A 20,126-nucleotide genomic window follows, 5' to 3' on the forward strand; every position below is an offset into this window, starting at 1 on the left:
CGCCGGCCGGCACATGATCCGTAAGGCCGCGCTGCTGACATTGCTGACCGCCCTGCTCGCCTCCCCCGCGGGCATGGCCGGTACGGCTGTCGCGGCACCTCCTCCGGGTCGTGCCGCAGTTGCGGCTCCCGCCGATCCGCTCCTCGTGAGCGAGATCACCCCGGAGGTCGTGCGTGCGGCCGCCACGCCCATAACGGTCGCGGGGACCTTCTCCGGCACGCCCGGGTCCTCCGTGCGGGTCGCCGTCCGATACTCCCGGGGGCGGCCGTTCGCGTCCCGTTCGGAGATGGCGGCCTACCTGTCCGAGCAGGGGTACGGCACAACCAACTGGAGCACCAGAGTCCAGGCCACGCCGCTCGACCAGTCGGGCAAGCTGCCCTTCCGGTTCACGGTGACGCCCGAGGAGCTGGGCACGCCCCGGCCCGGCGTCTACCCCTTCGAGATCGAGGTGACCGACGCGGCGACCGGGCAGCGCCTCGGGATCGAGCGGACATTCCTGACGTACGCCCCCAAGGGCGAGCAGATCCCCAAGGTGAAGCTCGCGGTCGCCCTGCCGATCGTGGACCGGCCCCACCGCGCCGACGACGCGACGTTCATGGACGACGACCTGTCCGAGTCGCTCGCCTCCGGCCGCCTGGCCTCCCTGCTCCAGACCGCGCAGGACACCGGCGACGGCGTGACCTGGTTCGTGGACCCCGCCCTGCTCGACGACGTCCGTGTCCTGTCCTCGGGGACCCGCGACGTGCGCGGCACACGCAAGAACGCCGACCCTGCGGCCGGCCAGTGGCTGAACGGCCTGCGCAGCGCGCTGACGGACAAGACGGTCATCGCCACGCCGTACGCCGACCCGGACGTGGCCGCGCTGGTCCACCACGGTCTCGACAAACAGGCCGCGGCGTCCGTCCAGCGCGGGGCCGCGCTCGCGAGCGAACTGCTAGGCCGGGAGATTCGCGGCACCACCGCGTGGCCGGCCGGCGGCAAGATCGACCGTGACGCGGTGGACGAACTGGCGATGTCGGGCGTGAAATCCGTGCTGCTGTCCGGGGACGCGCTGCCGCCGCGGACCGCGGGACAGGACACGGCGCAGGACGCGACGCAGAACGGACAGCCCGTCCCGCCCCCCGCGCAGGCCACTCCCGACGGTGCGGCCAGGCTCGACACCGTGGCGGAGGCTCCGCTCACCGCGCTGCTCACCGATCCCACGCTCAGCAAGGTCCTCGGCGGGAACGTGTCCGCTCCCGGCGCCGCCATGCTCGCGCGGCAGCGGTTCCTCGCCGAGACCGCCATGATCGCCTTTGAGCAGCAGGCCCAGCAGACCAGCCAGACCGGCCAGACGGGGCAGACGGGGCAGACGGGGCAGGGCGAGACGGCGACGGCGGCCGCGCGAACGGTCATCGCGGCGCCCGATTCGCACCTGTGGACCCCCGACCCGGCGTTCGTCTCCAGCCTCCTCCAGGCCGCCGTCGGCGCCCCCTGGCTGCGCATGACCTCGCTCGAAGCGGTCAAGCCCGGCCGGGCCGGCGTGCCGCGCGGCGACCTGACGTACACCGAGCGCGACCGCCAGGCCGAGCTGAGCCGCTCCTACCTCACGACCGTGCGCAAGCTGGCGCGCAAGGCCGACGCCGTGGCCACCGTCACCGAGGAGCACACGGACGTCTTCCACACGGCCATACTCCGGCTGACATCCGCCTCCTGGCGAGGCGACGGCAAGCGGGCGGGCTCCTTCGCCGGCCAGGTGCAGAAGGCGATCGACGACCGCATCGACCACGTGTCCGTGCTCGACACCCCGCGCGCCGTCGCCGGAAGCAACGGCCAGGTCCCGGTCAGCGTGGCCAACAACCTGGACAAGGACATCCAGATCAAGGTCCGGGTCACCTCGGCCAGCAAGTCGCGGCTCGCCATCGACGCCGACGGAGGGGTCTACGTGACCCCCACCACCAGGATCCTCGCGGGGCGCAGCCAGCTTGTGAACGTGCCGGTGATCGTCCGCAACGAGGGCGGCGAAGCGAGCATCTCCGTACAGCTCCTCACCGACGGCGACGAGAAGTACGGCAAGGCGGTGCGGGTCGTCGTGCGCGCGACCGGTTACACCGGCATCGCCCTCGTCATCGTGGGGGCGGCCGTGGTCATCATGCTGGCCGCCGTGGTGATGCGCATCCTGCGCCGCAGGTCGCGCAAGGCGTTCCCGTTCGACGGGCCGGAGGACGAGGAGGGCCCGCCCGCCGGCCGGCCGGGAGCCGTCCCGGCCGAGCGCACCCAGTCGCCCTAGTCTGGGTCGCCGTAGAGTCTGGACCACCCCGGGACCCCGAGTGAGGCGGCCGCGCGATTCGGGCCGCCGTGAACCGAAGGACAACCATGAGCAGGATGCTGCGGGCCAGCGCGATCATGGCGGCCGGGACGATGGTCTCGCGGCTCACCGGCTTCGTCCGCACGGCGATGCTCGCCGCGGCCATCGGCACCCTCGCCCTCGGCGACGCCTACAACGCGGCCTACCAGATCCCCTACATCCTGCTCGACCTGCTGCTCCAGGGCATCCTCAGCGCCGTGGTCGTGCCGGTGATCGTACGGGCGCAGAAGCGGGACCCCGACGGGGGCCAGGCGTTCGAGCAGCGGCTGATGACGCTGGGCGTGGTGGTGCTGTCGGCCGTCGCCGTGATCGGCGTGCTGCTGGCCCGGCCGATCATGGAGCTCTACACCGCTTCGAACTGGTCGGAGCACAAGGTGACGGTGGCCACCACGCTGGCCCAGTACCTGCTCCCGCAGATCGCGTTCTTCGGGGTCGGCTCGCTGGCCGGGGCGATCCTGAACACGCGGGACAGGTTCGCCGCGCCCATGTGGGCGCCGGTGCTCAACAACATCGTGGTCATGGGCGTCCTGGCCGCCTATTACGCCGTCGGGACGTCCGACATCGAGAAGGTGACCGAGCGCGACCTCACACTGCTCGGTCTCGGCACCACCGCGGGCATCGTGGCCCAGGCGCTGGTGCTGATCGTCGCGCTGCACCGGGCCGGGTTCCGGTTCCGCCCGCGGTTCGGGGTGCGCAACACCGGGCTCGGCGAGGCGGCCAGGGCGGCCGTGTGGACGTTCGCCTTCGTCGGCATCAATCAGATCGCGCTCCTGATCACCACCAAGCTCTCGACCGGCGCGGGCGCCCGGGCGCCGGGCGCGGGCAACAGCGCCTGGGCGTACGCGTTCCAGCTCTTCCAGCTCCCGTACGGGATCATCGCGGTGTCGGTGATCACGGCGATGCTGCCCAGGATGAGCAGGCTCGTGGCGGACGGGGACCTCGCCACGGCCCGCGAGGAGTTCTCCTCCGGGGTGCGGCTGGTCTCCTCCGTCATCGTCCCCGCGGGGCTGCTGCTGATGGTGCTCGGCCCGGCGGTCACCACGTTGATCTTCTCGTGGGGACACATGACGACGACCGACGCGATCTACATCGGCCACGTTCTGCAGGTGTTCGGCGTCGCGCTCATGCCGTTCTCGGTCTTCCAGCTGCTGCTGCGGGTCTTCTACAGCTTCGGCGACACCCGTACCCCCGCGATCATGGCGGGGGTGAACGTGGTCGTCAACGCGTCGCTCAGTCTCGTCGCCTACTTCACGCTCCCCGACCGGTACGTCGTCATCGGACTGGCGTTCGCCTACCTGATCACCTATGTCGTGCTCTGCGGCGTCGCGTGGGTGCTGGCCAGCCGGAAGATCGGCGGGCTCGGCGGCCGGGAGATCGTCGCCGGTCTGGGCCGGATGTACGCGGCGGCGATCCCGGCCGCCGCGCTGGCTCTGGCGATCCTGTGGCTGGCCAGGGAGATCACCCCGATCACCGCGGCGAGTTCGGCCGTGGTGCTCGTGGTGGGCGGCGGCGCCGGGCTGCTGCTGTACATGCTGGCCGCGCACCGGCTGCGGGTGCCCGAGGTCCGTTCCATCATTGGACTTGTCGCAAGCCGGGTAGGACGGTAAGAGTCCTCAAGAACGACCGGCAACTGGAAGGTAACCCGAAAGTCCGATTCGGACGTCTTCGATCGGGAAGGCGGGCACAAGCGGCACGGCACTAGCATGGTGCGCCAGGGAGTGTTGAGACACGACCAGGGAACGTCCCGCAGACCTTGCCCCACCGATGGATTCGGCCGGGCGGGCGACCGCGAGGCGGAGGAGGACCGGGCGGCGGCGCCGCGCGGACCGATTCCGGCCTGCGGATGCTCGTCTCGGGGTCTCGCCGACCCGGCGGTGCTCCGCTCGGCGACCGCGGCAGGCAGGAGGTCTTAGGGGCGCGATCTGGAGTTTCGGACCGGCGAGCGGAAGCGGGAAGGCGTGGGCGGAACCACCCGGCATCGGCTGATGCATGCCGACGGGCCGCGGAGCGGAGCGGCCGCATGAGCATGTCCACGGTCGAACCGGGGACCCGGCTGGCGGATCGCTTCCGCCTCGAGGACCGGGTGCACGAGTCCGGCGGCGCGACTTTGTGGAAGGCACTGGACGAGATCCTCGCCCGCCCGGTCGCGGTCCACACGTTCGCGCCCGATTTCCCCCGGGTGGAGGAGGTCGTCACCGCCGCCCGCCTGGCGAGCCGCCTGACCGACCCTCGCCTCACCCAGGTCTTCGACGCGGCCGACGAGGACGGCACGGCGTACGTCGTGAGCGAGTGGGTCAGCGGAGACTCGCTCCTCGATCTACTGGAGAGCGGGCCGATCGAGCCCGAGCGCGGCGCCGCCCTGGTCGCCGAGGCCGCCGAGGCCCTGGCGCACGCGCACGCGGCCGGCCTCACCCACCTGCACCTGACCCCCGGCCGCCTGGTCTGGACGAGCGGCGGCACGGTCAAGCTCCTCGGGCTCGCCGTCGACGCCGCGATCCTCGAGCTGAGCAGCGACGAGCCCGCCAGGGAGGACGCCGAGGGGCTGGGCCGGCTGCTCTACGCGGCGCTGACCGGCCACTGGCCCGGCGAGTCCGACTGCGGGCTGCCCGCCGCGCCCCTGGACGACGGCAAGGTCTGCACACCCCGGCAGGTCACCGCCGGAGTGCCCGGTTATCTGGACGCCATCACCTGCCGCGCGCTGCTGCAGGAGTCGCGGCGGGGACAGCCGCCGCTGGCCACCCCGGCCGACGTGGCCGAGGCGCTGGCCGAGGTGCCCCGCCCCGCGCCGGCCCCCGTCACCACCGCGCCGCCCGCGCTGAACCTGCGCAGCGAGGCGCCGGACGGGCTGGGCATGTCCGGCATGCCGCCCCGCATGCCGTCTCATACGGCGCACCAGATGACGATGGCCCCTCCGCCGCCGCGCCCGCAGACCGGCACCGCGAGCAAGGTCCTGCTGACCGTCATCGTCCTGCTCGTGATGGCCGCCGTCGGCGTGGGCGCCTGGACCGTGGGCAAGAACCTCGGCAACACCCCGAGGGGCGTGGCCCAGTCGGACGCCGTCACGTCCCCGTCCCCCACACGCAAGCCGGTGACCGTCAAGCCGGTGAGCGCGACCGGGTTCGACCCGCTGGGCGACGACCGCGCGGAGAACCCGGAGTACAGCAATCTCGCCATCGACGGCAAGCCGTCCACCGAGTGGCACACCGACAGTTACATCAGCGCCGACCTGGGACGGCTCAAGGACGGCGTCGGGCTCATCCTCGACATGGGCAAGCCGGTGCCCATCGCCGACGTGGTCGTCTCCCTGGGCGGTTCCTCCGGCGCGACCGTGCAGCTCAAGGTGGGCGACGCCGCGGAGCTGTCATCGCTGAAGACGGCGGCGGAGAAGAAGAACGCCTCGGGCTCGGTGACGCTCACCCCGGGAAAGGCCACCACAGGTCAGTACGTTTTGATCTGGTTCACCCGTCTTCCCCCCTACAACGGGCAGTATCGTGGCACCATCTACGAAGTAACGGTGCATTCCCCCGGATCGGCATAGCAGGGACTTGTGAATTCCCCACCAGACAATCCCCCGACGGCTGAGCACGCGCGTCGCGCGATGACCGATGCCGATCTGCTGAACCGCCACCTCGGCGGTGACCCTCACGCGTTCAGCGAGATCGTCAGGCGGCACCGCGACCGGATGTGGGCGGTCGCCCTGCGTACGCTCGGCGATCCCGACGAGGCCGCCGACGCGGTTCAGGACGCGTTCGTCTCGGCGTACCGCAAGGCGGGCAGCTTTCGCGGCGAGGCGGCGGTCACGACGTGGCTCCACCGCATCGTGGTCAACGCCTGCCTCGACCGCATGCGCCGCAAGTCGGTACGCCCGATCGCCGACGACGAGCTCATCGAGGCCGTCGAGCGGGAGGTGCCGGCCACCGACCATGCGGGCGAGCGCGAGGTCTCCCTGGAGGTCACGGCGGCGCTCAAGCTGCTGCCGCCCGACCAGAGGGCGGCCCTCGTGCTGGTGGACATGATGGGGTACGCCGTGGACGACGCGGCGACGGTGCTGGGCGTCCCGTCGGGCACCGTGAAGAGCCGCTGCGCCCGTGGTCGTGCCAAACTCGCCCCGATTCTTTCGCATCTACGGAACCGATCCGACCTCACTCGCGTCTCATCCGGGAAGGGAGCAGAACTTCGTGACGGGTGACACGCACTACGACCTGGAGGTTCTCGCCGAGCTGGCGGAGGGTCTCCTCGACGACACGACGGCCCGGCGGGTCCGCGAGCATCTCGCGGTCTGCGATCCCTGCGGGGAGAGCCTTGCCGACCTGGCCGCCGTCCGCGAGGTCCTCGCGGCGATGCCTGTGCCTGCGATGCCTTTGGGCGTCGCACGACGCATCGACCGGGCGCTGGCCGCCGAGACTCCGGACTGGGACCGCATCATGCGGGACGCCCCATGGGACAGCGCTCCACAGGAGATCGCTCCGTGGGAGACCGCGCCGTGGGAGACGGTCGAGCCTCTGGTCGCAACCCCGGTGGACACCACCGCGGAAACCGCTGTGGAGACACACGTGGAGCCGGAGCGCGAGGCCGCGCCGGTCGCCGCGACGGCCGCTCCTTTGGGCGTCGTCGCCGACGACGGGACGATCGTGCCGGCCAGGCGCCGTTCCGGGACGCGTACGGCGGGCAGGAAGGCGTCCAGGCGGCGCACATGGGCTTTGCCGGCCGCGGTCGCCGCGGCGGCGGCCGTCGTGATCGGGAGCGGCGGCCTCGCCACCGGCCTGCTCTCGTTCGGCGACTCGCCGTCCCGGCAGGTGGTGAGCCAGGGCGATCCCGGCCAGAGCCCGGCCAAGGTCGAGGCGCTGAGCTACTCGACCTACGCCAGCGGCCACAACTACACCAGCCGGGAGCTGCGCGGGCCGCTGCTGGGGTACTTCGGTGTGGCGCCCGGCTCGGGCACCAACGACGACGAGGACCTCGACACCTGCGTCAAGCGGTTCTCGACCGAGCTCGACCGCACACCGATCGGCGTGGACAAGGCTCTCTACAACGGCAACGAGGCCACGGTCATGGCGTTCTGGGAGGACAAGAGCAGCAACGCCATCCGGGTGGTCGTGGTGGACTCGCAGTGCCACAAGCTGCGGCCCGAGGTCCTCGCCTCCTGGAAGTGATCATGCGGCGCGAGCCGTACCATCAGCAGTGACGAAGCCCCCCGCGACCTCCGGGGGGCTTCGCCGTATCGGGGGTCGGCCCGGGAATCGCCGGGGCCTAGGATCTGTTGACGCCACTGCACATCACCGGGACGAAGAAGGCGGGTCCGTTGAGCGACGTTCGTAACGTGATCATCATCGGGTCGGGGCCGGCCGGCTACACGTCGGCCGTCTACACCGCACGCGCGGACCTCAAGCCTCTCGTCTTCGAGGGGTCGGTCACCGCGGGTGGGGCGTTGATGAACACCACCGATGTGGAGAACTTCCCCGGGTTCCCCGACGGGATCATGGGCCCGGACCTGATGGACAACTTCCGCAAGCAGGCCGAGCGGTTCGGCGCCGAGCTGGTCGCCGACGACGTGATCGAGGTGGACCTGCAGGCCGACCCGAAGGTCGTCAAGACCTACACCGACACCTACTACGCCAAGGCGGTGATCCTGGCCACCGGGTCGCGTTACCGCGAGCTCGGGCTGGAGAACGAGAAGCGCCTGTCGGGACGTGGGGTGTCGTGGTGCGCCACCTGTGACGGGTTCTTCTTCCGCGACCAGGACATCGTGGTGGTCGGCGGCGGTGACACGGCGATGGAGGAGGCGATCTTCCTGACCCGGTTCGCGAAGTCGGTCACGGTGATCCACCGCCGTGACTCGCTGCGTGCCAGCAAGATCATGCAAGACCGCGCCTTCGCGAACGACAAGATCCGCTTCGTGTGGGACAGCGAGGTCGCCGACGTGCTGGGCGAGGACCGGGTCAACGGGGTGCGGGTGCGCAACCTCAAGACCGGCGAGGAGTCCGAACTGCCGGTGGGCGGCGTGTTCATCGCGATCGGGCACGAGCCGCGCACCGACCTGCTCAAGGGGCAGGTCGATCTGGACGATCAGGGGTACATCACGGTGGACTCGCCGTCGACGCGGACGAACATCGACGGGGTGTTCGCGGCCGGCGACGTGGTCGACCACACCTACCGCCAGGCGATCACGGCGGCCGGGACGGGCTGCGCGGCGGCCCTGGACGCCGAGCGCTGGCTGACACTGAACGCCTGAGCCCGGCATCCCGGGAATGCGGGGAGCCTCCCCGCGGTTGTCTGCACCGCCACACCACTCACGCAAGGAGAGAGATACCGTGGGCGCGATCAAGAGCGTGACGGACGCGAGCTTCGAGGCCGAGGTCCTCAAGAGCGACAAGCCGGTCCTGGTCGACTTCTGGGCCGAGTGGTGCGGTCCGTGCCGTCAGGTCGGACCGATCCTCGAGGAAATCGCCACCGAGCACGCCGACAAGCTGACGATCGTCAAGCTGAACATCGACGAGAACCCGGTCACGCCGCGCGACTACGGCGTGCTGCAGATCCCGACGATGAACGTCTACAAGGGTGGCGAGGTCGTCAAGCAGATCATCGGCGCCAAGCCGAAGGCCATGCTGCTGCGCGAACTCGACGGCGTCATCTGACGCCGATCCCGGCGGCACCACCGCCGTTCACACGGCGGCACCATCCGAAACCAGAGCCCTCTGCGCCCGGCGCGGAGGGCTTCTGTGTCATCGGGGTCACGCGACAGGAGCCGCATCGGGAGTCACAGGGGGCTCTGTGGTCCCCTCAGACGGGCCGCAGGGCCCTCTCCGGGGACATCGAACCCAGCAGGCGCTCCAGTGCCACCTCGACGTCCTCGCGCCACGACACGGCCGTCTTGAGCTCCAGCCGGAGGCGAGGGAAGCGCAGATGCGGGCGCACGGTCTTGAACCCGACCGACAGCAGGTAGTCGGCGGGCAGCACGCAGCCGCCCGGCTGCTCCCACTTCAGGTCGCCGAACGCCTCGATCGCGCGTACGCCGCGGCGGGTCAGGTCCTTGGCGACGCCCTGCACGAGCATCCGGCCCAGCCCGCCGCCGGTGAACTCCGGCACGATGTGCGCGGTCATCAGCAGCACCGCGTCCGAGCTGACCGGGGACGTGGGAAACGCCACCGACCGCGGGACGTACAACGGCGGGGCGTAGAGCACGAACCCGGCCGCCACGCCGTCGACGTAGGCGATCTTCCCGCAGCTCCCCCACTCGAGGAGAGTCGCCGAGATCCACGCCTCCTTCTCCAGACCGGGGTCTCCCGCCTCGACGGCGCGCTCGCCGCTCACGGGGTCGAGCTCCCAGAACACGCACCGCCGGCACCGGCGCGGCAGGTCATCGAGGTTGTCGAGGGTGACGTTGACCAGCCGACGCGACACGTGATGCCCCAATCCCCGTCAGGAGTCCTGCCAGAAAAGCGCGCGAATACGGCGTCTCCAGCTCGCATCGTAACTCAGCGGAAGGGCAGGAGCGGGTGCGCCACAACGGGCGCTGACGAGCGTCAAAGGGATTGGCCGGGCCGAAACCAGTGGGACGGGAATGCAAGAAAAGGAACCCTTGATGGTCAATACCCTGTTGTGATGAGTGTGGCGCGTTACCGTACTCTGGATTTCTCGGCTATGTGATCGGAGGTGGACCGTGACGCATGAGCTTGATCACGGTCGGACGAACGCGGCGGCCCACGGGTCCCGCATTGACGCCTACGTCGACAGGTACGCCGCCCGCGCCGCCGGGATGGTCGCCTCCGAGATCCGAGCTCTCTTCGCCGTCGCCTCGAGGCCCGAGGTGGTCTCCCTCGCCGGCGGCATGCCGTACGTCAACGCGCTTCCCCTCGACCTCGTCAGCGAACTCGTCGCCGACCTGGTCACCTCGCGCGGCTCCGTGGCCCTGCAGTACGGCTCCGGGCAGGGCGACCCCGCCCTCCGTGAGCAGATCTGCGAGGTCATGCGCGAGGAGGGCATCGAGGCGAACGCCGACGACGTGGTTGTCACGGTGGGCTCGCAGCAGGCACTCGACCTGATCACCCGGATCTTCATCGACCCCGGCGACGTCGTGCTCGCCGAGGGCCCCTCCTACGTCGGGGCGCTGGGGACGTTCAGCGCCTACCAGGCCAAGGTCGTGCACATCGCCATGGACGACCAGGGCCTCATCCCCGAGGCTCTGGCGCAGACCATCTACGCGCTCCAGGCGGCAGGCAACCGGATCAAATTCCTCTACACCGTCCCGAACTTCCAGAACCCGGCGGGCGTGACTCTGAACGAGGTGCGCCGCCGCCAGGTGCTGGAGATCTGCCGCCGCACCGGCGTTCTCGTGGTGGAGGACAATCCGTACGGCCTGCTCGGGTTCGACGGGGAACCGATGCGGGCGCTTCGGGCCGACGACCCCGAGGGCGTGGTGTACCTCGGCTCGTTCTCCAAGACCCTCGCCCCCGGCTTCCGGGTCGGCTGGGCTCTCGCCCCGCACGCCGTACGCGACAAGCTGGTCCTGGCGATGGAGTCGGCCGTGCTGTCGCACTCGTCCTTCACTCAGCTCGCCGTCGGCCAGTATCTCGCCACGCAGCCGTGGCGCGAGCAGATCAAGTCGTTCCGCGAGCTGTACCGCGAACGGCGTGACGCGCTCCTGGGCGCGCTCGACGTGCTCATGCCGCCCGGCTGCACGTGGACCCGCCCCGCCGGCGGGTTCTTCGTCTGGATGACCCTGCCCGAGGGACTCAACTCGAAGGCGATCCTCCCCCGCGCGGTCGCCGAGCGGGTCGCGTTCGTGCCCGGCACCGGCTTCTACTCCGACGGCAGCGGCGCACGGAACATGCGCCTGTCGTTCTGCTACCCCCAGCCGGAGCGCATCAAGGAAGGCGTACGACGCCTGGCCGGCGTGCTCGAGCAGGAGCTCAGGCTGCGGGACACGTTCGGCACGGGCTCCGTACCGGGACACGCCGGCGTCGACACCCCCGGCCCCGATCTCGCCTGAAGGCGGTACGGCCGCTGCCTCGCGACGCAGAAGCCGCCCATGGCACCGCTCATGGGCGGCTTCGGGTGTGCAGAGGACTGCACGGTGCGCCCCGGCCGGACGGGCCTCCGCTCCGGCCCGGCTGAAAGCGTGTGGCCGGGGACGGTTACATGGCGACGCGTCGGTGTGGGCGGGGCACTAGCCTGTTCAGGCTGGCCATACTGACTTCTCGAGGCGAGAAAGGCCCTCTTCGTGAGCGAGCGAACGATGACCCAAGGATCGCCCCCCGTGCGTCCGTGGAGGGGGGCGGGATTCGGGCCAGGCGATGCGGACCATTACGGGAACGCAACCGGGGCCTGCGGGCACCGGACGGCGACTGGTCCCGCCGCGGACCGTATCGGCGGTGAGGCGGCATGAGCGATCTCGGACACGTGCTCATCCTCGCGGGAGGGCTCTCCTACGAGCGTGAGGTCTCCATCCGATCGGGACGCCGCGTCGCGGAGGTGCTCCGGGCGGCCGGTGTGGACGTGGAAACACGCGACGCCGACGCCACCCTCGTGCCCGCGGTGCTGTCGGACCCGCCGGACGTGGTGTTCGTCACCCTGCACGGCGGCGCCGGAGAGGACGGCGCCATCCGGTCGGTGCTGGAGCTGCTCGATGTGCCCTACGTCGGGGCGACGCCGGACGCCTGCCGGGTCGCTTTCGACAAGCCCACGGCGAAGGCGGTCGTCCGCTCCTGGGGACTGAACACGCCCGACTCGGTCGCGCTGCCCAAGGAGACGTTCCACGATCTCGGCGCCACGGCCGTGCTGGCCCGCATCATCGATCGGCTCGGGCTGCCGCTCTTCGTCAAGCCCTCACGCGGTGGATCCGCGCTGGGCGCGTCCATCGTGCGTACGGCCGAGGAGTTGCCCGCCGCGATGGTCGGCTGCTTCGCCTACGGCGACACCGCCCTCATCGAGCGGTACGTCGAGGGCGTGGAGGTCGCGGTCTCTGTTGTGGATCTCGGCGACGGACCGGTCGCGCTGCCGCCGGTGGAAATCGTGCCCGACCGAGGCGTGTACGACTACGCCGCCCGCTACACGGCGGGGCAGACGGAGTTCTTCGCACCGGCCCGGCTCTCCCCCGAGGCCACTCAGGCGTGCTCGGGGATGGCGGTCGCCGCGCACACCGCGCTCGGCCTGCGAGACATCTCCCGCACCGACCTCATCGTCGACGCCACCGGCAAGCCGTACTTCCTCGAGGTAAACGTCGCGCCCGGCATGACGGAGACCTCTCTGCTGCCCATGGCCGCAGAGGCGGCCGGCCAGGATCTCGGCACGCTGTGCAAGGGACTCCTGGAGCTCGCCGCCACCCGAGGCTGATCCCGCCTCGGTTTCACGTGAAACGGTTCCCCTCCAGGCTCCACCGGCCACCATCGCCCGCCTGGAGGGGTCTTCCCGGCCTTTAGGCCTGAGGCCTGAGACCTGTTGCCACATCCACACCGCATCGCAGGCGCCGTCGCCGTTGAGGCCGACGACCCTCGCCACCGTATTGCTCGGCGCACCGTGACCTTTGGACCGGATCGCTGTGCTCGTAGACGGGATCGCCGTGGAGGTGGGTGATACCGATCCGCCGGGACGCCGGTGGCGCGGCGGGCTCGATGGGGCACCTCCTTCGGGGCAGGCCGGTCATGGGTGCCGCGCAGGCGACGTGGGACAGGCGGCCGACGGCGGCGTATCGCCGGAGGGCTTCGAGGCGGCCGGAAGGGCCGGGCTCAACCCGGATGCGCCTCGGTTCTCCCCCACACCGCCGGCGGTCGAGGGCTACTGGTCGCCCGTTTCCGAACCCGAAGGAGTCGGAACCGACCTCTTGCGCCCGGGAGCAGTGCATAACGGGAAGCGGCCCGGGGTGATCGCGGGTCCGCCGGCCCGGCTTGTCACCTGCAGTGTGCGAGCGTCGGCGCCCGCCCGATAGGACGCCCACGAACTCGACCGCGTCGGTCACTGCGCCGGGAATCAGTCGCTGCGCAGGGCCGGTCGCTACGCGGGCCCGGTCCCTGCGCCGGGTCGTGGTCGCTGCGCCAAATCGGACGCTGCGCCGGAAGGAACCTCCGGTCCTCGCGAAGCCCGCTCCGCTGGGCCTTCGCTCCGGTCCTCGCTCCCTTCCGCTCCGCTCCCTCGAACCCCGGTGATCGCTTGTGGACAGCGCACCCCCAGATGCTTTGGCTTGCCAGTCATGGTGAACGGACCGGCTTGGGGGCCGGCTTCCACGTGCGGCGTGGCACCGATGGCAGTTGCCGGCATATGCAGGACGGCGCGCAGAGGCCTCATAGCGCGCGGGAGCGCTGGTGTTGAACCTCAGACTGATCTAGCTCATCGAGCAGTAAAGCCCCGGCTCTCGCGACGAGCAGGGTGAGCATCAGTGGACGGCGTACCAGGCGAGGCGGTCCATGCATCAGGTCGGCCTCGCACCGCCCTTCCGAAGCGATGTTTCACGTGAAACCTGTCACACACCGGCTCTACCGCTGCGACCCAGTGGGCTACTCCGCCGTCATGCCCCCACTGCGCATCGCGTGGGCGGCCTCCGGCGCCATCGTGTCGATGATCCGCTCCAGGTCGTCGATCGTCGAGAACTCGACGACGATGCGGCCTTTCCGGCTGCCGAGGTCGACCTTTACCTTCGTTTCGAAGTGGTCCGAGAGCCGGTCCGCCAGGTCGCGCAGGGCCGGGGCGGTCGGCTTCTTCGCCCGGGGCTTGCGGGGAGCTGGTCCCGCGGTCGCCTCGCCCAGAGCGACGATCTCCTCGACGGTCCGGACCGACAACCCCTCCGCTACGATCCGGCTCGCCAGTCGCTCCTGGGCGGCCGGGTCGTTCAGCGCCAGCAGCGCTCGTGCGTGCCCGGCGCTGATGATCCCGGCCGCGAGCCGGCGCTGCACCTCGGGAGGAAGATTCAGCAGGCGCAGGGTATTGCTGATGTGCGAGCGTGACCGCCCCACCTTCTTCGCGAGCACCTCATGGGTGGCCCCGAAGTCGTCGAGGAGCTGCTGATAGGCCGCCGCTTCCTCCAGCGCGTTCAACTGCTCCCGCTGGAGGTTCTCGATCAGCGCCTCACGGAGCATCTCGTCGTCCTGCGTACTCCGGACGATCGCGGGGATGCGGTCCAGCTCCGCGATCTGCGAGGCGCGCCACCTCCGCTCCCCCATGATGAGCTCGAAACGGCCGTTCTCCACGGCGCGGACGACGACCGGCTGCAGCAGGCCGACCTCCTTGATGGACGCCGCAAGCTCTTCGAGCCGGTCCTCGTCGAACACCTCCCGCGGCTGCCGTGGATTCGGGGAGATGAAGTCGACCTCGATCTCCTGGAAGTAGGCGCCCTCCACCGGACGCAAACCCGCCGTTTCCGTATCCGGCGTGGCCGGAGGCAGGCCGACGGGCGGAGTGTTCGCCACGGACGCCGGATCGACGATCGGCCCTGTGGGGATCAGAGCCCCAAGACCCTTGCCCAGTCCCCGACGCTGCTGGCTCACTGCTGCTCCTTCATACCCACGCCCGCACAGAAGGCGGTGCCCAGCGACTCGGGGTCACTGGGCACCGGCACGCACACACCAGGAGACTGTACCGCTGCCGCGCATCGCTATGAGTCTTCGCGCTTTCAGCTGTGCACACGTCCGCGCGGCCGCGTCGCGTGGTACCAGCGAAAGGAGCGGAGCGGGCGGGAGGGAGGACCGGAGCGAAGGCCCAGCGAAGCGGGCTTCGCGAGGACCGGAGCTTCCGCCCGGCGCAGTGACGTCCCACCGCAGGCAGGTCCTCACGCGCTACGGGACAGCTTCGCGAAGATGCCCGGCGCCAGTGACGTCCCGCCGCAGGCAGGTCCTCACGCATCACGGGACAGCTTCGGGATGACGCCCCCGCGCAGTGACGTCCCCCAGCGCCGGAGAGGTTTCCCACGGCCGCCGGCGCCGTGTCCTCCACAGCGGCAGAAGCATCTCGCAGAGGACGGCGCCGGCGCGAGCGCCGGACCCGCGTACGGCGACAGGGCGGGCGCCCGCGTGGCGGCTCGGTCAGCCGTCGAGGGCCGCGGCCCGATAGGCGATCTCCCGGGCGGCGCCCATGTACGCCAGTGCCCCGCTCGATCCCGGGTCGTACGTCATGACCGACTGGCCGTAGCTGGGCGCCTCCGAGACGCGGACACTCCTGGGAATGACGGCGTCGAGCACGGTGTCGCCGAAGTGAGAACGCACCTCCTCGGCCACCTGGGAGGCGAGACGGGTGCGGCCGTCGTACATCGTGAGCAGGATGGTCGAGACCGCCAGCGTCTGGTTGAGGTGCGCGCGCACCAGTTCCACGTTCTGCAGGAGCTGGGTGAGCCCCTCCAGGGCGTAGTACTCGCACTGAATGGGGATCAGCACCTCCTGGGCCGCCGCCATGGCGTTCACGGTCAGCAGGCCCAGCGACGGCGGGCAGTCGATGAGGATGTAGTCGAACTCCATCGAGTCGAACGAGGCGAGCGCCCGCCGCAGGCGGGTCTCTCTGCCGACCATCGGGACCAACTCGATCTCCGCGCCGGCGAGGTCGAGAGTGGCGGGAGCACAGTACAGGTTCGGCATGTCGGGGACCGGCTTCACGATCTGCGACAGCGGCATGTCGTCCACGAGGACCTGATACACCGACGGCATTCCCGACCGGTGCTCCGTCGCCAGCGCCGTGGAGGCGTTGCCCTGCGGGTCGAGGTCGACCACGAGGACGCGCTGATCGTGCATGGACAGCGCCGCAGCGAGGTTGACGGCCGTGGTGGTCTTTCCCACGCCGCCCTTCTGGTTGGACACCGTCATCACGCGGCACCGGGATGGCCGGGGCCAGGCCCTCTCATCGCGTGTCGAGTAACCAACGGAAGGCGCAGCCGCCTGCGGGGGCGCGGCTGTTTCACGTGAAACCACAGAACTCAGTGCCTCTCGTACCAGCGGCGAATCGCCAGGGCTAAGGGGGGTCTGGGGCACGGTCGTCGTCCTTTCGACCGGCGAAGCAGGGGGACGAGGCCAGCCCACCCCGGAGGACCGGCCTGCTATCGCGATCTCCCAGCGTAGGGGGAGCCGCGTCTCCGGCCAACCCAGGCCCGCTGTCACACCGCCTGATCCGGCGTCCGCCACCGGCTCACCTCTTCCGTCGCCTCCGCGTGTTCGTTCGCGGAGACCGTCCGGCGACGACGCGAACGAGGGTCGCGGGCGGCTCGACCTTACCGCGCCCCACCGTGACCAACTCGACGTGGCTCGCCCCGAATGCCTCCAGCTGGGGACGGGCCGCGTCGAGTTCCTCCTGCGCCCGCTCCCCCTTCATCGCGAGCAACTCCCCGCCCTCGTGCAGCAGCGGCATCGACCACGACAGCAGACGATCGAGCGGCGCGACCGCCCGCGCCGTGGCCACGTCGAAGATGCGCTTGCGGGCGAGCTCCTCGGCCCGCCCGCGCAGCACCTCCACGTTGTCGAGCTTGAGCGCCTCGACACACTCGGACAGAAAGACGGTGCGGCGCAGCAGCGGCTCCAGCAGGGTCACCGTCACATCGGGGCGGACGATCGCGAGCACGAGGCCGGGCAGACCCGCACCCGAGCCGATGTCGACCAGAGACGAGTCCGGCGGGATCGCCTCCTCCACGACCGCGCAGTTGAGCAGGTGCCTGTCCCAGATGCGGGGCACCTCACGCGGCCCCAGCAGTCCGCGTACCACGCCCGGCCCGGCGAGCAACTCGGCGAACACCCGGGCCCGCTCCAGCGCCTCGCCGGTGAAGATCTCCCGCGCCACCGGGGGCGCCTCGGGCAGCTCGTTGCTCTCCGTCATCACTCACTCATCCAGGAACGCTCTTGGCCAAGGGTAACCGTCCCTTCCCCTCGGCGACGGCCACCCGCACATCCGGTGATGCCGACGTGCGGTTCCGGCCGAAGAGGCAGGGCGAGAAGGGGACGTACAGGACGGAAAAGCCGCCGGTCCCGGATATCGGGACCGGCGGCTTCCGCGCGTCGGAACTCTGATCGGAACTGTGAGAAGCGGTCAGGCGGGCAGGACCACCACGAAGCGGCGGGGCTCCTCGCCCTCCGACTCGCTACGCAGGCCGGCCGCCGCGACCGCGTCGTGCACGATCTTCCGCTCGAAAGGCGTCATCGGCTTCAGCGGCTTCGGCTCGCCGGTGCGCTTGACGTCGTCGGCCGCCGCGGCGCCCACCTTGGTGAGCTCGGCGCGGCGCCGCTCCCGGTAGCCGCCCACGTCGAGCATGAGCCGCGAACGCTCCCCCGTCTGGCGGTGCACGGCCAGCCGCGTCAGCTCCTGCAGCGCCTCCAGCACCTCGCCGCCGGGGCCCACGAGCTCGTCGCCCTTGATGCCGACGATCGAGACCACGGCACGGTCTCCCTCGACATCCATGTCGATGTCGCCGTCCAGGTCGGCGATGTCGAGCAGGCCCTCCAGATAGTCCGCCGCGATCTCGCCCTCCTGTTCAAGGGCGTCGATGTCGGGAGCAGGCTTGAGGGTCTCCCCAGCTTCGGTCACGTCCGGACTCTCCTTCTCCTACGACTTCTTGCTGCCGGTGCGCTTGCTGCGAGGCTGGCGCGCCGGCTGCTGACGGACGATCTTGGGGGCGGGCGCCGGCTCAGGCTGCGCCGCCGCCTTGGGCTTCCCCACCAGCTTGGTGAAGATGCCGTTCGTCGGCTCGGGGGTGGTGACGTTCCCCTTCTCGTCCACGACCGGCATGGGGTGGCGGCTGTAGAACCAGTGCTGCTGGCCGAGAGTCCACAGGTTGGTGGTCACCCAGTACATGATCAGACCGAGCTGGAAGTTCAGGCTGAAGACGGCGAACAGCGGCGAGATGTACATGAGGATCTTCTGCTGCTGCGCCATGGGGTTGTCCGGCATCTGCGCCATCGAGCGCTTCACGCTCTGCCGGACGGTCAGGAATGTGGTGCACGAGCTGACGGCCACGAAGAGGGCGAGCACGATCTTCGTGATCACGGGGTCAGCGCTGAACTTCTCGATCTCCGCCGCACTCGTGAAGAAGGTGGCGGGCAGGGGAGCGCCGAAGATGTGCGCATGCCGCGCGCTTTCCACGAGCTCCTTGGTCATGCCGAAAACGGCCCGGTCCTCGGCGATGGCCCGCAGCACGGTGAACATCGAGATGAAGATCGGGAACTGCGCGACGATCGGGAGGCAGCCCCCGAGCGGGTTGGCGCCGCCCTCCTGATACAGCCGCATGACCTCCTGGTTCATGCGCTGCTTGTCGTTCTTGTACTTCTTGCGCAGCTCCTGGACCTTGGGCGCCAGCTCCTGCATCTTCCGCGACGAGCGCATCTGCTTCATGAAGAGCGGGAAGATCAGCAGACGCATCAGCACGGTCAGCGTGATGATGGTCAGCGCCCAGTTGAGACCGCTGCTTGAGGGGATGAAAGTGCTGTACCCGGCGTGGATCCAGGTGATCACCTGCGCCACGGCCGTGTACAGCCAATTCAGGAATGGCAGCTCCACCGAGCTAGCTCCCTTGCGTTTCGTCGTGAGACCGGACTCGGCGTGGGGGCACCGGGTCGAAACCTCCAGGATGGAACGGATGACACCGTCCGATACGCCTGACGGTCAGCCATACCCCGCGCGCCGCTCCATGAACGGCGACGGCTTCGAGGCCGTAGGCGCTGCAGGACGGTTCGAACCGGCACCTCGGCCCCAGCATCGGGCTGATGAAGGCGCGGTAGAACTTGATGAGCGCGAGCAGCACACGGGCGACCGGCCCCGCCTCGGGCCGGTCGGCTTCCCCGGGCACCATGGCCGGGGTCGGTTGCTGCGCTGTCATGACCGTCCATCCGTCGGGGTCCGGGACTCGGACCCACGCCGCCGGAGTAAACGACTCAGCGCGACGTCGAGTTCGGCGGCCAGGTGCTCGCTGCGCGCGGACGCGGCCGGTGGATTGGCGCGTACCACCAGAAGGCTACCTCTCGGCAGCAGCGGCAGGCGGCTCCGCACGAGGTGTCTCAACCTGCGCCGGACCTTGTTGCGCACCACGGCGCCACCGACCGCCTTGCTCACGACGAAGCCGACCAGCGGTGGCTCGTCGGCGTCGCGCAGGTTCAGGTGGGCGACCAGGGCGGGACGCCCGGCGCGCCGCCCACGGCGAATCGCGTCGGCGAACTCGTCACCCCGCCGCATGCGGGACGCGGACGGCAGCACCGGGCCTTCCTCGACGTACGGCCGCCCGCTCCGCTTGGCACGGGCGGGCGGCGTCTGATTGTCAGACGGTCAGTTCGGCGCGGCCCTTGCGGCGGCGCGCGGCCAGGATGGCGCGGCCGGCCCGGGTGCGCATGCGCAGCCGGAAGCCGTGGGTCTTCGCGCGGCGACGGTTGTTCGGCTGGTAAGTACGCTTGCTCACGGGTGGGCTCCAGGCTTCCAGTACGTCCGCGGCGGTCCGCGGGCGCGGTACATTCCATGGTCACGGCTCGTCAGATGCGCGGGCATGCGAAATAGCCGTCGCGTGATTAGCCGACCGGGACACGTTACGGGCCCACCGTACGTCAGGTCAAACCGGCACCCGTGACGCCAAGCGAGTACGGCGAGCGACCATGGGCCGTTAGGCTGTGGACAACGCCTTGTACACAGATTGCGCACACAGCCACGGCCGACCGACCGGCCCTTCCCCCCATCAGCGTGAATGTGCCAGGGGAGGATGCGCGGGCTGTGCACATCGTGTGGATCATATGTGGACGGCATTCGGACGAGAGCCGGTGCCGAGAGGCGCACCGACTGACACGACACGGATCGCGGCGGACGAGCGGGGCCGCGCAACGAGAGGAGGGGCCGAGCC

General features: G+C 70.1%; 18 protein-coding genes. 9 read left to right on the plus strand and 9 right to left on the minus strand.

Going from position 1 to position 20,126, the window contains the following annotated elements:
* Window positions 1–13: 13 nt before the first annotated feature.
* The 7 genes from ACQPZZ_RS39790 to trxA all read left to right on the plus strand — a co-directional run bounded on the left by ACQPZZ_RS39790 (window position 14) and on the right by trxA (window position 8,982).
* A complete protein-coding gene (locus ACQPZZ_RS39790; RefSeq protein ID WP_432927693.1) occupies window positions 14–2,269 on the plus strand; it encodes a hypothetical protein in 2,256 nt (751 codons plus the stop codon).
* 86 nt (window positions 2,270–2,355) lie between these two features.
* On the plus strand, window positions 2,356–3,954 hold the full coding sequence (murJ, locus tag ACQPZZ_RS39795) for a murein biosynthesis integral membrane protein MurJ (RefSeq protein WP_432927695.1): 1,599 nt from the start codon (window positions 2,356–2,358) through the stop codon (window positions 3,952–3,954).
* A 413-nt stretch (window positions 3,955–4,367) separates the two neighbouring features.
* On the plus strand, window positions 4,368–5,885 hold the full coding sequence (locus ACQPZZ_RS39800) for a protein kinase family protein (RefSeq protein WP_432927697.1): 1,518 nt from the start codon (window positions 4,368–4,370) through the stop codon (window positions 5,883–5,885).
* A 60-nt stretch (window positions 5,886–5,945) separates the two neighbouring features.
* Complete coding sequence (gene sigM / locus ACQPZZ_RS39805; RefSeq protein ID WP_363635984.1) at window positions 5,946–6,536, plus strand: RNA polymerase sigma factor SigM; 591 nt, start codon at window positions 5,946–5,948, stop codon at window positions 6,534–6,536.
* Complete coding sequence (locus ACQPZZ_RS39810) at window positions 6,526–7,500, plus strand: anti-sigma factor family protein (protein WP_432927699.1); 975 nt, start codon at window positions 6,526–6,528, stop codon at window positions 7,498–7,500. The genes sigM and ACQPZZ_RS39810 overlap by 11 nt, the downstream gene beginning before the upstream one ends.
* 149 nt (window positions 7,501–7,649) lie before the next feature.
* Complete coding sequence (trxB, locus tag ACQPZZ_RS39815; protein WP_432927701.1) at window positions 7,650–8,579, plus strand: thioredoxin-disulfide reductase; 930 nt, start codon at window positions 7,650–7,652, stop codon at window positions 8,577–8,579.
* Between the two features lie 79 nt (window positions 8,580–8,658).
* On the plus strand, window positions 8,659–8,982 hold the full coding sequence (trxA, locus tag ACQPZZ_RS39820; protein ID WP_310741774.1) for a thioredoxin: 324 nt from the start codon (window positions 8,659–8,661) through the stop codon (window positions 8,980–8,982).
* 145 nt (window positions 8,983–9,127) lie between these two features.
* Here the strand turns inward: trxA and ACQPZZ_RS39825 are convergent, their stop codons facing one another.
* Window positions 9,128–9,748: a GNAT family N-acetyltransferase gene (locus ACQPZZ_RS39825; protein ID WP_142573380.1), complete on the minus strand. Its 621-nt coding sequence runs from the start codon at window positions 9,746–9,748 to the stop codon at window positions 9,128–9,130.
* A 259-nt stretch (window positions 9,749–10,007) separates the two neighbouring features.
* Here ACQPZZ_RS39825 and ACQPZZ_RS39830 point away from each other — a divergent pair, with 259 nt between their 5' ends.
* Together ACQPZZ_RS39830 and ACQPZZ_RS39835 are read left to right on the plus strand one after the other, a co-directional pair.
* Window positions 10,008–11,336 carry a PLP-dependent aminotransferase family protein gene (locus tag ACQPZZ_RS39830; protein ID WP_432927704.1) on the plus strand — a complete coding sequence of 443 codons (1,329 nt, stop codon included), beginning with the start codon at window positions 10,008–10,010 and terminating at the stop codon, window positions 11,334–11,336.
* 392 nt (window positions 11,337–11,728) lie between these two features.
* A complete protein-coding gene (locus ACQPZZ_RS39835; RefSeq protein WP_363635977.1) occupies window positions 11,729–12,679 on the plus strand; it encodes a D-alanine--D-alanine ligase family protein in 951 nt (316 codons plus the stop codon).
* Between the two features lie 1,157 nt (window positions 12,680–13,836).
* Here ACQPZZ_RS39835 and ACQPZZ_RS39840 read toward each other — a convergent pair.
* From ACQPZZ_RS39840 to rpmH, 8 genes are all read right to left on the minus strand, one after another.
* Window positions 13,837–14,823: a ParB/RepB/Spo0J family partition protein gene (locus ACQPZZ_RS39840; RefSeq protein WP_432927706.1), complete on the minus strand. Its 987-nt coding sequence runs from the start codon at window positions 14,821–14,823 to the stop codon at window positions 13,837–13,839.
* Window positions 14,824–15,357: 534 nt separating this feature from the next.
* On the minus strand, window positions 15,358–16,128 hold the full coding sequence (locus ACQPZZ_RS39845) for a ParA family protein (RefSeq protein ID WP_363635973.1): 771 nt from the start codon (window positions 16,126–16,128) through the stop codon (window positions 15,358–15,360).
* Window positions 16,129–16,447: 319 nt separating this feature from the next.
* Window positions 16,448–17,128, minus strand: a complete 681-nt coding sequence (rsmG, locus tag ACQPZZ_RS39850; protein WP_363635971.1) for a 16S rRNA (guanine(527)-N(7))-methyltransferase RsmG — start codon at window positions 17,126–17,128, stop codon at window positions 16,448–16,450.
* A 210-nt stretch (window positions 17,129–17,338) separates the two neighbouring features.
* A complete protein-coding gene (locus tag ACQPZZ_RS39855; RefSeq protein WP_363635969.1) occupies window positions 17,339–17,833 on the minus strand; it encodes a protein jag in 495 nt (164 codons plus the stop codon).
* A gap of 18 nt (window positions 17,834–17,851) precedes the next feature.
* Window positions 17,852–18,802: a membrane protein insertase YidC gene (gene yidC / locus ACQPZZ_RS39860; RefSeq protein WP_432927709.1), complete on the minus strand. Its 951-nt coding sequence runs from the start codon at window positions 18,800–18,802 to the stop codon at window positions 17,852–17,854.
* A 4-nt stretch (window positions 18,803–18,806) separates the two neighbouring features.
* On the minus strand, window positions 18,807–19,094 hold the full coding sequence (yidD, locus tag ACQPZZ_RS39865) for a membrane protein insertion efficiency factor YidD (RefSeq protein ID WP_363636174.1): 288 nt from the start codon (window positions 19,092–19,094) through the stop codon (window positions 18,807–18,809).
* A 23-nt stretch (window positions 19,095–19,117) separates the two neighbouring features.
* Window positions 19,118–19,495 carry a ribonuclease P protein component gene (gene rnpA, locus ACQPZZ_RS39870; protein WP_432927711.1) on the minus strand — a complete coding sequence of 126 codons (378 nt, stop codon included), beginning with the start codon at window positions 19,493–19,495 and terminating at the stop codon, window positions 19,118–19,120.
* A gap of 61 nt (window positions 19,496–19,556) precedes the next feature.
* Entirely contained in the window at window positions 19,557–19,694 is a 138-nt protein-coding gene (rpmH, locus tag ACQPZZ_RS39875) for a 50S ribosomal protein L34 (protein ID WP_015772801.1), read from the minus strand.
* Between the last annotated feature and the right edge of the window lie 432 nt (window positions 19,695–20,126).

It is taken from the genome of Microbispora sp. CA-135349 (genome assembly GCF_050947365.1).
GTDB lineage: Bacteria > Actinomycetota > Actinomycetes > Streptosporangiales > Streptosporangiaceae > Microbispora.

Bases quoted from the DNA above. Each gene is read 5' to 3' on its own strand.
- rsmG (WP_363635971.1), bottom strand. From the start codon at position 17,128: ATGACGGAGAGCAACGAGCTGCCCGAGGCGCCCCCGGTGGCGCGGGAG.
- ACQPZZ_RS39800 (WP_432927697.1), top strand. From the start codon at position 4,368: ATGAGCATGTCCACGGTCGAACCGGGGACCCGGCTGGCGGATCGCTTC.
- ACQPZZ_RS39790 (WP_432927693.1), top strand. From the start codon at position 14: ATGATCCGTAAGGCCGCGCTGCTGACATTGCTGACCGCCCTGCTCGCC.
- ACQPZZ_RS39845 (WP_363635973.1), bottom strand. From the start codon at position 16,128: ATGACGGTGTCCAACCAGAAGGGCGGCGTGGGAAAGACCACCACGGCC.
- yidD (WP_363636174.1), bottom strand. From the start codon at position 19,094: ATGGTGCCCGGGGAAGCCGACCGGCCCGAGGCGGGGCCGGTCGCCCGT.
- murJ (WP_432927695.1), top strand. From the start codon at position 2,356: ATGAGCAGGATGCTGCGGGCCAGCGCGATCATGGCGGCCGGGACGATG.
- ACQPZZ_RS39835 (WP_363635977.1), top strand. From the start codon at position 11,729: ATGAGCGATCTCGGACACGTGCTCATCCTCGCGGGAGGGCTCTCCTAC.
- sigM (WP_363635984.1), top strand. From the start codon at position 5,946: ATGACCGATGCCGATCTGCTGAACCGCCACCTCGGCGGTGACCCTCAC.